Source organism: Pelagicoccus albus (genome assembly GCF_014230145.1).
Taxonomy (GTDB): Bacteria; Verrucomicrobiota; Verrucomicrobiia; order Opitutales; family Opitutaceae; genus Pelagicoccus; species Pelagicoccus albus.
In genome coordinates this window covers 116,636-128,251 of record NZ_JACHVC010000007.1, presented here as the reverse complement: position 1 = coordinate 128,251, position 11,616 = coordinate 116,636, and the positions used below count along the sequence as shown (strand labels likewise).

The following is an 11,616-nucleotide window of genomic DNA, read 5'->3' as shown; positions in this document are numbered from 1 at the left end:
TTCCATGCTCCCGCCGCTTTTTTTGGTCATCTGACGCGGCTACTTCTCCAGTTCTACGTTCCAGTAGGCGACGTCGAGAAAGTGTTTCCAGGCTTCCTGCTTTTTCCCGCGAGCGGCTAAGCTTATGACTGGACGCCATTTGGGAGCTACCGGTTTGCGGATAAGATGCATCTTCGCCTCGTGTGGCAGTCGGTTCGCCTTGCGAGAATTACAGTCGATACAGGAGCAAACGATGTTTTCCCAAGTCGTCTTCCCTCCGTAATGGCGGGGTATGACGTGGTCGAGATTCAGATCCTCGGAACGCATTTTCTTGGAGCAATACTGACAAGTGTATTTGTCGCGCTCGAAAACGTTGTGCCGGGTCAGTTTGATCTCCTTGCGGGGCACTCGATCAAAAACTGAAAGTAGAATCACGCGGGGCACCCGGATCGGGTGACGCACGGTGTTGACGATTTCCTGTTCACTTAGCGGCGGATTGTGGCGGGAGAAATCCACCCAATCCATCATGTTGAAGACTTCGAAACTCTCGTCTTCCGCATGGACTATTTGCGCGTGGCCACTCGCGAGGAGCGAAAAGGCCCGCTTGGCGGCAATTACATTTACCGCCTGCCATAACCGGTTGAGTACCAAGACCGGCTCCATAAGGGCAGCTTCCATGGGGAATTACTTTCTACCCCTCCCCTAAAAACTGTCAAGGCGCGATACGTAAGCCCGAGCCACTTGTCACTCGAGCGTCACCCTGAAGGCGTATCCATGAACTGGATCGGCCGCCTGCAATAAAAAGCCGGATCCGAAAAGATCCGGCCAAGGTCGTGTTCTAGTCCGCGTCGAAAACGCGAACCTGTCCGAAGAACTGCTTTTGGTTGGCGATAAAGGCCTGATGAGTCGGGTGTTGCTGGTAAAGATCGTGGTCCGCCACGTTCTCGAGTACCACGGTCAGCATGTAGTCCCAATCCGTTTGCACGACCGGACGTTTGGCGGTGTCGGAAACCGTGCCCACGTAGCAAGCCTTTGCGACCTCGATGGTGGCCAAAGAGTTAAGATCCTTTTCGAACGCGGCGACCTGCTCGTCGCTCATTCCAGGAGTTAGGTTAAAGAGAACTATGTGAACTAGCATAATAAATTCGATTTCGGGTTTCGCCTATTGTTCGCCGACCGCGAGGAATCGGTCAAGCGCCGCATCCATACGCACCTTGTTTTGGAGGTAAAACTGGAAGGCCTTCGCTTCACGGTGAGCCTCCAGTACCGTCAAGATGCTGCGAATCGAATCAGCCATCTCCAGCAATTCCTGCTTAGCTTCACCACCTTCCATTCTTTTTTCCAACCAAGCAAGATTCTCACGCATATCAGTCTCCACAGTTTCGTCCGCATCGGAAAACTCCTGCAGAAAGGTAAGCTTGAGCATGACAGACATCACATCGCTTCCCAGCACGCCACTGCGCTTCCAAAATACGCCTTGCTGCGCCGCTTCAGAAGGATCCTCCGACTCGGAAATATGTGCCCATTCAGAGCTATGCTCACGAGCTATGGTCTCCAATATTGGTAAACTGCTTTCGAACCAAACGAGCTCGTCCTCAGTGAGCGGATACGCTAAGACGTCATAGGACGAACCGCCGCGTTCAGCCTCCAGCCATTCAGAGCCTGCAACTTTTCTTTCCGGCTTTGGAGAGCAAGCCGCCAACAGCGAGGACAATAGGAAAAGTGCAGCTAAAACTTCGACTCTCATGGTTCCGAGCAAATTGAAGCAAGAAATAGAGAGAAGCTAGCTCCTTCCATTCAGATCAAGAAAAACAGTCATCCCTCCCCTATCAAGTAAACCGCCCACATCGAAAATTCTGTTTTTGAGGGTATTTAGTCGAGATGCCCCACCATTTACGCACGAAAAAAAAGACCGTAGCCCACGAAGCTACGGTCTTTTGAAAAGCTATTTCGAGTTGCTCTATTTCTTGAGCTGAACCTTACCGGTTCCCTTAACGGCTTGGCCGATCTTTACAGCCTTGCAACCGTTGGCCTGGCAGAACTCTAGCACTTCATCGGCTTGCTTGCCGTCAACGATCAGAGTCATACCGATACCCATATTGAAGACTTCGTACATCTCGTCGAAGTCTATTCCGCCCTTCTCGCCGATCAGCTTGAAGATCGGCAGTGGCTCCCAGGTCGAAGTCTCGATCTCGATATCAACCTTTTCGGGCAGGATACGTGGGATATTTCCAGTAAATCCACCACCGGTGATGTGAGCGATACCGAAGACGGCGTTGCCCTTGCGAACCTTGGACGAAGTGCCTTGATTAAACTTAGCGAGCAATGGCTGAAGCAGCGGAGCATAGTTGGTGTGCGGCTCCATGAGAGCCTTCTCAATGCTTTGACGCGTACCGGGGACCTTGTCCTTAAGCGTGAGCTTGGCAGTATCAAAAATGACCTTACGAGCCAAAGTATAGCCGTTGGTATGAAGACCGCTAGAAGGCAAACCGACCACCACATCGCCTGGACGGATCGTAGAGCCGGAGAGCATCTTCTTCTTTTCCGCGATTCCCACGATAACACCCGCGATATCGTACTCGCCCTGCGAATACATATCAGGGAGCTGAGCAGTTTCCCCGCCAATCAAAGCGCAGTTAGCGCTAGCACAAGCTTGAGAAATACCAGCTAGGATCTGCTTAAAGACTTTTGGCTCCAGCTTTCCGAGACCAAGGTAATCGAGGAAGAAAAGCGGTTCCGCGCCGATAACGGAAATATCGTCGATACAGTGATTCACGATATCCATGCCCACGCTCTTGTGCTTGCCGGACTCAAAGGCGATCTTCAGCTTCGTACCCACTCCGTCAATACTGCTGACGAGCACAGGCTCCTTGTATTTGGACTTAGACAAGTCGAAGAGTCCGCCGAAACCACCTACCGCGCCAAGAACCTCTGGACGGGAAGCGCTCTTAAGAGACTCCTTGAGGCCGCCCTTCATGCGGTCAGCCAGATCGATGTTAACGCCCACTTGAGCGTATGCTTTTGTTTTCTTCTTAGCAGCCATCTAGTGATGAAATTCCTATGTTAACGGGGTTGGAGGAGGCTTAATAGGAGCGGCCTTTGGCCTTTTCGTAATAGTTGATAAACGCGCGATTGACGACTTGGAAACCACCCGGAGTCGGGTAGTTGCCAGTGAAATACCAATCTCCATCGTGGCCATCCAAAGCCTTGTGAAGATTTTCAACGGTCTGGTAAATCACCTGCAGTTCGCCCTTCCAAGAAGTATCGTATGGGTAGACGAGTTGGGCGATCTTGGCGGAAATTTCGTCGTCAGTGAACTGAGCGTAGATTTCCTGCACATAATTAACCGTGTTCGGCGCCTCTCCTTTCTCAGCTTCTAGGCACTTACGGTAAACCTCGCCGATCACATCCTTCTTCCCTTTTTCCTTCAGCAGCTCGATGGCCGCCTCGAAGGCGATGAACTTGCCGAGCTCTGACATGTCGATGCCATAGCAGTCCGGATAGCGGATCTGCGGAGCAGTGGAGGCAATGATGATCTTCTTGGGATTTAGGCTGCCCAAGATCTTGAGCACAGACTTGCGAAGCGTCGTTCCGCGTACGATGGAGTCGTCCACACAGACGAGATTATCGTTATCCTTAATGATCCCATAAGTGACGTCGTAGACGTGGGAGGCCATCTCGTTTCGAGAATTTTCCGTCGAAATGAAGGTACGAAGCTTTTGGTCCTTGTGGGCGATTTTCTCGCCGCGGGGCCAATTCTTCATCACAAGCTCGTCGAGTTTGGCGGCATCCAGTTCCCCTTTCTCCGCAGCTTCGAGAATCTGGGTCTTAACCTCTTGGCGGCGAATCAAACGCAACTCTGCCAGCACGCCAAAATAGGCGACTTCCGAAGTGTTTGGAACGAAGCTGATAACCGTGTTTTCCAGATCCCGGTCGATCCCGTCCATGATCTGCTCACATAGTCCCGCACCCAAAGCCTTTCGCTCTTTGTAAATGTCAGCGTCATTGCCACGGGAGAAATAAATCCGCTCAAACGAGCACTGCTTGGGCTCGGGCTCAGGTTCGCGGAATACGCTCTTGGTAACCTCTCCCCCCTTAGTGACCACAATGATATGGCCCGGCGGAACCTCGTGGATGTCCTCCAACGACTTGTCGAAAATCGTCATCAGCGGAGCACGCTCGGAGGCAGCGGCGAACACTTCATCGTCTTCGAAATAGTGGGCCGGACGGATACCGAGAGGATCGCGAAGAATGAAACTGTCCCCGTTTCCGATTCCACCGATCAAGGCGTAACCGCCATCCCAAGATTCTGCAGACTTGCGGAAGACCTTGGGCAAATCGATACCGGTGAGAATTCGTCTCGCGATCTCGTCATTGGTATGCCCTTCGTCACGCAAGTAACGGTAAAGGTTGTCATGGGCTTCATCGAGGTGGAAGCCGACCTTTTCGAGCAGTGCCTGCGTATCAGTAGCGAAAATCGGGTGCTGACCGATAGCGATCAAACTCTCGTTGAGCTCCGCCGTATTGGTCATGTTGAAGTTGCCCGCCAAAATCAGGTTCTTAGTTGGCCAACTGCTACGGCGGAAAAAGGGATGGCACACGCTGAGCGAATAGCCTCCCGAAGTGCCATAGCGCAGGTGCCCCATGTAGAGCTCCGCAGCGAAGTCGAACTTCCGCTTAATGGAGGGAACGTAGTCCGGCAAAACCTCCCCGTTTCGGATCAGTTTTTGGTACTGCTTGAGCGTATCTTTGAAGATGCGATCCAGAGCATTGCTCTTAACGCTGCGCTCGCGAAACATGTAAGGCTCGCCGGCTGGCATATCGAACTTCACCGCCGCAACGCCGGCTCCATCCTGACCCCTGTTTCTCTGCTTCTCCATGAGCAGAAACAGTTTATAAAATCCCCAGAGCGGGGTACCGTATTTTTCCTGGTAGTACTCAAGTGGCTTTTTCAAACGCACTTGAGCGATACCACACTCGTGTTTAATCGGGTCGCTCATCGATGACTCTGAGGGTTTTCGGCGCTCCTGGGCTGGCTATGGAAATTTTCCGGAACTATCTTCGTCGGCATGGCAAAGATGACGTCTTTTAAAGTCTATGAAAGTAGTGTTTTACGGAGAGGGTTTTCAGCCCGAGGGAGGCCAAAAGCGTGAATGAAAAGCCACCACCTACGGCGATATTGAAGACCCTTGCAACAAATCATTGCTTCTTTTCTACAGAGAATAGCGATTCCGCGGAAACGCAGTCACGAAACCTTGCCGTCACCGTTAAGTGACACGATCGAAACCGGAAAAAGACCTAACGAATTATGCCCAACGACTCCCTGATCGCTCCCCTTCATGGCCTACCAGAGGCCGATACGGACATGTCCTGGAGAAGCTTGAACCGCTTCAGGAAAGAAGATCGGGGTACGGAATTTTACTTCTCCTGTCTGCAATATGGACAGTTCCTCTGGCAAAGCCGGCTTCCGGCCCGCGCCATCCTTTGCCTGGACCGAGCCTGGGGAGCCGACCTCACCGGGGCCGAGCCGATCCTACAAGATTGGCCGCTGCCGTACGCGGCTTTGGGTAGCCTACTCCAAAGAACGCCTGACGGAGCCTTTCTCGGAAACCCGAGAGTCCATTTTCAGCACTACGCAGACCGGCTCGGCGAACCTCGACGCGAACAACGCAAATGGAGGGCCTGGGCTTGCTGGGCCCTAGTTCGAGCAACCCTGCCAACGCTGACGGGAGATCCGCGCCACCAGGTGAAGGAGCCGAGCCTTGAAACCATTGCCGCTCAACTTGACCGCTTCGGCCACTCGGGAGAGTCGACTCTCTGGCAAAACGCCTTCCCTGAACAACAACAACAGCAGCAGCAGCAATAGGCTTCCGTCTACATCTCCCGCAGACTGCCTCCATAACGCTTGGCCCAACGCTCCAAGCCCGACCGCTCTTCGGTTCCCAACTGAAAGCCGATCACGTGCAAACGCGGGTCGGAACCGCTGGAGAAAACGGCCTTCTCTGTGAAACGCATCAGCTGATCGTAGGAGATCTTTGGATAGCTGTAGCCACCACCCGCTTTGGACGTTCGCCGATTTAGCGAACCATCCGTGACAAAGAAAATCAGATCCGGCTGCAGCTCGAGCGCCGCAGCGATCGCGGCCTCGTGCCCAACCAATTCCGGGTTTAAGACAGGCGGGTTGCCCTTGAGCTCCTCGCGAATCCACTCCCCGGCCTGTCGCTTATTTTTGACCAAAGCCGGAGCCAGGTATTCCGCGAAGCCTTTGGTGCCCTGGCTAAACTGCACGATCCCAAACAAGGTCCCAGACTCCAACTTATCCACCAAGCCGATCGCCTCTTCCTGCAATTGGGCAATACTCACCCCGCGAGCCGACGCTTTCCGGACCACGGAAGCCGAAGTATTGACCACGATCACGATTCGTCGGCCACTGTCCTTTACGCCAAAAAACTCAGTAGACGAGACGGCTCCCCCCAATCGAGACAGTTCACCCATTAGCCCCGAATCCAACATGGCGGACTGGGCTTCGGCCAAAAATGACTCCTCCATACCCTCGAAATCAGACGAACTCTCCGGCAGTCGGGGCAAGGCCGGCAACTCGCTCTGAAACGCATCTTCGACCGCGAGTGCCTGGAAACTCCTCGGCTTCGCCATGCGACGATCTAACTCGCGGGTTCGTTCAAGCCGCTTTACCGATGACTTTTCTGCCACCACCACACGCTCCCCTGAAAACACCGGCGGCTCCACCACCACATCCTCACGCACCATCACAAACACCGAGACAAGCAAAACCGCGAACTGGACCGCGAGGGCGATCAACAAGGTTCCGCGGCTGCGAGATCTGGGATTCGAGGAATCTGCAGCAAGGGTGGAGGGTAACAAAACACTACAAGCTTAGGCCCAGTCGCTCTACGAACAATCCCAAAAACAAACATACGGCTGGGCTATAATTATAACGCCGCTAGAATGGCCTCGCATTCGATTTCAAACACAACTGAAGGCACCCAAAACTTCCCCCAAAACTCCCAACCATAGCGGACTCGCTAAGACCCGTTTGCCATATCGGCAGATTTGGATACAAACCGTCCCCAATCTCTAAACCCCGTAAAGGAAACCCTATGAAATCTTCCTACACCGTTGAAAACCCCGACTATCAACTAAGCCCCAAAACGGGCATGACACGCTCCCACTACATCGAGCTTGCCAAGTATTTGCTCGAGGGAGCCTTCCAACACATCGACTCCTTCGACGACATCCTGACCTTCCCGCTCATCGACGGGAAAACCTATCCGCAAGAGGACTCTCCCGCTTGGCGTTTCCGCTCCCTCGAATTCGAGGCCCTAGAGCGCACCTTCACCCTGGCGGCTCCCTTGATCCACAACGATCCTGAAACCGAGATCAAAGGAATCAACCTTCGCGATTACTACGCCAACCTCCTCTACAAGGCTCTCACTCCGGGCAACCCGAATTCCCTACCCATGCCGGAAGACCTTCCGGACTCGACCTACCAGTACACCTGCGAGTTCGGCGGCCTCTTCAAGACCTTGCTCCTGATGCCGGATACCATCTGGTCCGTCTACACCGAGGAACAAAAGGCGGCTATGGTTAAAACCATCTCTGCATGGGGCCATCATCGCACTACCCAGAACAACTGGCGTATCTTCAATATCACTACACTTTCCTTCCTCAAAAAGCAGGGTTACGAAATCGACGACGGGCTCTTGCTTAACCACCTGCAGTGGGTCGTCTCCTACCACTCGGGAGACGGCTGGTATTTGGAACAGACCTACAACTACTACTCTATCAGTCTCTTCATCGTTTATACCACTATCTGGAATCGCGGATTCGGCGACGAGTATTATCCCGAGATATCCAAGACCATCGAGAAGTCGGCCCAAAAGCTGATGGAGTCGATCGGCAACTTCTTTGGCCGCGATGGATACATAAACATGTGGTCCCGCAGCATCTGCTACCGTACTTGGGTATCCGGTGCCTTCCCCGTAGCCTTCATGCTGGAGAATCCAAACCTGCTCGATGGTGGCTGGGCTCGACGCCTCTGCTCCGGATCGCTTCTTCAGTTCGTAACCAAAGAGGAATTCTTCGTAAACGGGATTCCAAGCCTCGGCTTCTACGGCCAAAAGGACTACATGGTGCAGAGCTATAGCTGCCCAGCTAGCCCTTTCCTCATGTTCCTCCCATTCATCTGCCTGGCGCTGCCGGAGGATTCGCCCTTCTGGACGGAGACCGAAAACGACGGGTTCTGGGAAGACTTGGGTGATGCTTCGACTCAAACGCTCTTGCCCAGCCCGGGCCTCATGCTCGTCAACCATGGCAAAACAGGAACCTCGGAAATCATTCCGGGCAAAGTCTACTACGACGACCCGAATTACTCGAAACTCACCTTCAACACCCACTTCCCTTGGGAAGACCAAAACCCGGATGGTGGCACCTCCATGGAGTACGCCTTCCGCAGCCTCGACCCTCGCGATCTGCGAGGCGACGACATCAACTTCTACCTCACCGGTAAAACCGTCGATAACGATTCGGAACTGCGGGCCAAGTTCACTCACTCCCAAAACATGCTCTTCAACGGCCAACGGGATGGAGTGCTCTACCGCCAGGCCATCATGCGCCAACCGCCGAACAATGGAGTCGGCTACATCATCGACCTTGCGGAAATCACCTTGCCCGGAGGAGTCCTCCGAGTGGACCGTACCCGACTTGCTTTCGAATACGAGCTCACCCTTGGACACTTCGGCCTTCCTCACATCGACGGAGTCGAAGCGACCGTGGAAGAGAGAAAGCTCGCGGATCGGACTGTAATGATTGCTCGGATACCTGGTCGTAGCCTCGCCTTCATTACCTACCACGGCTGGGATCAAGCCGAGGCAATGACCCATGATGGCAACAACGCCGAAGCCGATAGCAGCACCGTGCTCTTCGCCCGCAAGACCGCTCCCAAGGTGAATCCTAAAATGGAAATCCTCATCACCGCCATGCTCCACAAGATGGATGACTCGGAGTGGACCGAGGAGGAACTCTCGCCTGTGAAGGATTTCACGATCCAGACCTTTGCTCCCTCAGGATCTCCTTGCGGAGTGCAGGTAAACTTGAGCAGCGGAGCCAGCCACCACGTCGACTACCAAAACATCGACGGCTTGCGAACCTGCTAAGCAAGTAGCCTCTTCAGACAAAAACGATTTCCAAAGATGAAGCCTTCCCCGGCTTCATCTTTTTTTTGCGAAATACGGAGTTCGACTCAGACTTCTTCCCAATGGAAATCGGAAGGGGTTCTAAATACTGTTCTGCCGCCTGTGACGGTGCCGACCGAGCTGCCGCATCTAGTCAACGCGATCTCCCCCATGGCCAAGGATGTCTTCGCCGACTACAATAATGCCGCTGACTAATTCTTGCCGCAGTCGCTTCTGCCGAGAAATAACAGAAAAGCCTAGAGCTTAATATTGCGTATTAAAATTCAAGATACAGGAGTACGCCCCAATATAATTTTTCGGCCTTTGGAGTTATACACTACAAACCGCATCAGGAGAAGTCCCTAGCGAGTGGTGAACCTATCAAATTTGCGTTACTGAGCAAGTGATCGCTTTAGCTACCAAAGACGTGGGTCGAACTTCTATGACAGTCGTCGTATGACAATATTGAAGCCCCACCCAAACTATGATTTCCAATCTCCGCAACGCCCTCGACCGTGTCTCTTTCGCGAAAAAGCTAGTGGTCCTCTTAGCCTTCTCGCTTTGCGTGCTTCTCTCGCTAAACGCGGTTCTCATTCGATCGGAAGTTAGGCATTCCTTCGAGCAAAACCTCGACCAAAATATCTCCAAGCTAACAAACACCTTTTTGAATCAAATCGATTCAGAAGCTCATTCGGCTCTTGGCCATGCCAGTCTTTTTGCACGTGACGAATCGGTACTCCTTGCCTACGCGGAAGCGTCGCTCGGAAACAACGGCGTCGCCGTAGACCCCCACACCCAAGCAGCTCGTCAACAGCTGAAAGAGTATTTCAAATCAAAAACAGAGGGTTTCGAATCCTACGCGGGCAACCCTTATCAACTCCATTTCCATCTCCCCACTGCCCGTAGCCTTTGGCGAGTCTTTCGACCCAAGCAAAACGAGTGCGACGATATTAGCTCATTCCGGCATACGATCAAAAGAATCGACCAAGGTTCGCATGAGCCAGTGACAGGCATTGAAATTGGACGTGGCGGATTCGCGATTCGAGGAATCGTTCCGATAATCGATTCAGAAAAACGATTCCTAGGTTCGGTCGAGTACCTTGGTGATTTCACCTCGATCTTCGAATCATTAGCAAAAGAGCCCAGTCGAGATCTTGCCGTCCTCATGGTCTCGGATTACCTGTCCATCGCTACAAAACTACAGGACCAAAACAAGCATCCTAGAACAGGCAAGTTCACTTTCGTCAACTCCACCAATAAAGACTATTTCTCGAAAGCCCTCACCCCGGCTCTTCTGGAAAAAGCTCTGGAATCTCCACAAAGCTTCACTTTCGACGAACACAGACTGAGAGCCACAGCCATTCTCGACTTCAAGGGCCAACCCGTTGGGCTTTTCATAGCATCCGAATCCATGGAGCAACTTCATGCGCTGAATGCGGAAATCAACGGCACCGTTATCCTCGTAACCCTTTCCGGTATCGTGGCTGGGGCTATTGGGATCCTCATTGTATTGGCCACAGTAAGACGAATAATTAAAACTGCAGGCGAACTGCAAAAAAGCAGCAAAAGTATAACCGATTGGACTTCACGCGTACAAGAGCTCAGCTGCCATATCGCCGATGACGCGAATACCCTGGCGGCTTCAGTGGAGGAAACCTCCGCTTCCGTCACAGAGATGGAAAGCAGCATCAACACCAATGCAAAAAACGCGTTCGAAGCTCGAGAAATCGCGATGGCAGCTCTTGACGCCACGGAAAGCGGAAAGTGTAGCATGACGGAAATGTCGGACGCGATGAAAGAAATAGTTACCTCCAGCGAGTCTGTAACCCGTATCGTCAGCACTATCGACGAGATAGCATTCCAAACAAACATACTCGCTTTGAACGCTTCCGTAGAAGCAGCTCGCGCCGGCCAGGCGGGAGCTGGGTTTGCAGTAGTCGCGGACGAGGTGAGGAATCTCGCCAAACGAAGCGCCGATGCAGCCGCAGAAACGAACCAGCAGATAAGCGAAGCTGTTCAACGATCAAACCGCGGCAGCCTGATCTGCGAAAACGTGCTCAAGTCCTTTTCGGGCATAGCCGCCCATACCCAAAGAATGGTCGAGCTTGTCTCATCCGTATCGGAAGTCGCAAACGAAGAGTCAAACGGTGCCTCCCAGATCAGCAACGCCATGTCACAGCTGGAACGCGTGACCCAAAATGCAGCCCATTACGCCGAGGGCACCACTGAGACTGCGAACGGACTCAACAGCGAAGCTCGCTGCCTAGTTGAAGCAGCCCAGGAGCTCTGCAAAATTGTGTCCGGCAACCAGTTAGAATGCGAAAAACAGGACGACGAAAATAAGCAGTCGAAAAATGCTAGCAGCTTGCAAAATCCGAAACGCATCAGCTCAAGCACGATGGAAACCTCTTGGAACTAAACCCGAATTTCCCGTCTCCCATTTGCA

The 11,616-nt window shown here is 52.9% G+C and carries 10 protein-coding genes; 4 read left to right on the top strand and 6 right to left on the bottom strand.

Features of this window, described 5'->3' with window-relative positions; genetic code table 11:
- Positions 1 to 39: 39 nt before the first annotated feature.
- The 5 genes from H5P27_RS07375 to H5P27_RS07355 form a co-directional block, all read right to left on the bottom strand.
- Positions 40 to 657 (bottom strand): HNH endonuclease, encoded by a 618-nt coding sequence (locus H5P27_RS07375; RefSeq protein ID WP_185659750.1) that lies wholly within the window; start codon positions 655 to 657, stop codon positions 40 to 42.
- Positions 658 to 817: 160 nt separating this feature from the next.
- Positions 818 to 1,117, bottom strand: coding sequence for a Dabb family protein (locus H5P27_RS07370; protein WP_185659749.1), 300 nt, complete (start codon positions 1,115 to 1,117; stop codon positions 818 to 820).
- A gap of 24 nt (positions 1,118 to 1,141) precedes the next feature.
- Complete coding sequence (locus H5P27_RS07365) at positions 1,142 to 1,726, bottom strand: hypothetical protein (RefSeq protein WP_185659748.1); 585 nt, start codon at positions 1,724 to 1,726, stop codon at positions 1,142 to 1,144.
- A gap of 213 nt (positions 1,727 to 1,939) precedes the next feature.
- Positions 1,940 to 3,022: a phosphoribosylformylglycinamidine cyclo-ligase gene (gene purM / locus H5P27_RS07360; RefSeq protein WP_185659747.1), complete on the bottom strand. Its 1,083-nt coding sequence runs from the start codon at positions 3,020 to 3,022 to the stop codon at positions 1,940 to 1,942.
- 40 nt (positions 3,023 to 3,062) lie between these two features.
- Positions 3,063 to 4,979, bottom strand: coding sequence for an amidophosphoribosyltransferase (locus H5P27_RS07355; protein ID WP_185659746.1), 1,917 nt, complete (start codon positions 4,977 to 4,979; stop codon positions 3,063 to 3,065).
- 308 nt (positions 4,980 to 5,287) lie between these two features.
- On the opposite strand from H5P27_RS07355, the gene H5P27_RS07350 reads away from it, so the two are divergent.
- The gene (locus H5P27_RS07350) at positions 5,288 to 5,845 is read left to right on the top strand and encodes a hypothetical protein (protein ID WP_221774642.1); all 558 of its coding nucleotides are present in this window, start codon (positions 5,288 to 5,290) and stop codon (positions 5,843 to 5,845) included.
- A gap of 8 nt (positions 5,846 to 5,853) precedes the next feature.
- Here H5P27_RS07350 and H5P27_RS07345 read toward each other — a convergent pair whose 3' ends face one another.
- Positions 5,854 to 6,861, bottom strand: a complete 1,008-nt coding sequence (locus tag H5P27_RS07345) for a vWA domain-containing protein (RefSeq protein ID WP_185659745.1) — start codon at positions 6,859 to 6,861, stop codon at positions 5,854 to 5,856.
- A 236-nt stretch (positions 6,862 to 7,097) separates the two neighbouring features.
- Here H5P27_RS07345 and H5P27_RS07340 point away from each other — a divergent pair, with 236 nt between their 5' ends.
- The 3 genes from H5P27_RS07340 (at position 7,098) to H5P27_RS07330 (ending at position 11,589) form a co-directional block, all read left to right on the top strand.
- Positions 7,098 to 9,152 (top strand): DUF2264 domain-containing protein, encoded by a 2,055-nt coding sequence (locus H5P27_RS07340; protein ID WP_185659744.1) that lies wholly within the window; start codon positions 7,098 to 7,100, stop codon positions 9,150 to 9,152.
- Between the two features lie 36 nt (positions 9,153 to 9,188).
- Positions 9,189 to 9,386, top strand: a complete 198-nt coding sequence (locus H5P27_RS07335; RefSeq protein WP_185659743.1) for a hypothetical protein — start codon at positions 9,189 to 9,191, stop codon at positions 9,384 to 9,386.
- Between the two features lie 268 nt (positions 9,387 to 9,654).
- A complete protein-coding gene (locus H5P27_RS07330; RefSeq protein WP_185659742.1) occupies positions 9,655 to 11,589 on the top strand; it encodes a methyl-accepting chemotaxis protein in 1,935 nt (644 codons plus the stop codon).
- Positions 11,590 to 11,616: the final 27 nt, after the last annotated feature.

Bases quoted from the DNA above. Each gene is read 5' to 3' on its own strand.
- H5P27_RS07375 (WP_185659750.1), bottom strand. From the start codon at position 657: ATGGAAGCTGCCCTTATGGAGCCGGTCTTGGTACTCAACCGGTTATGG.
- H5P27_RS07370 (WP_185659749.1), bottom strand. From the start codon at position 1,117: ATGCTAGTTCACATAGTTCTCTTTAACCTAACTCCTGGAATGAGCGAC.
- H5P27_RS07365 (WP_185659748.1), bottom strand. From the start codon at position 1,726: ATGAGAGTCGAAGTTTTAGCTGCACTTTTCCTATTGTCCTCGCTGTTG.
- purM (WP_185659747.1), bottom strand. From the start codon at position 3,022: ATGGCTGCTAAGAAGAAAACAAAAGCATACGCTCAAGTGGGCGTTAAC.
- H5P27_RS07355 (WP_185659746.1), bottom strand. From the start codon at position 4,979: ATGAGCGACCCGATTAAACACGAGTGTGGTATCGCTCAAGTGCGTTTG.
- H5P27_RS07350 (WP_221774642.1), top strand. From the start codon at position 5,288: ATGCCCAACGACTCCCTGATCGCTCCCCTTCATGGCCTACCAGAGGCC.
- H5P27_RS07340 (WP_185659744.1), top strand. From the start codon at position 7,098: ATGAAATCTTCCTACACCGTTGAAAACCCCGACTATCAACTAAGCCCC.
- H5P27_RS07335 (WP_185659743.1), top strand. From the start codon at position 9,189: ATGAAGCCTTCCCCGGCTTCATCTTTTTTTTGCGAAATACGGAGTTCG.
- H5P27_RS07330 (WP_185659742.1), top strand. From the start codon at position 9,655: ATGATTTCCAATCTCCGCAACGCCCTCGACCGTGTCTCTTTCGCGAAA.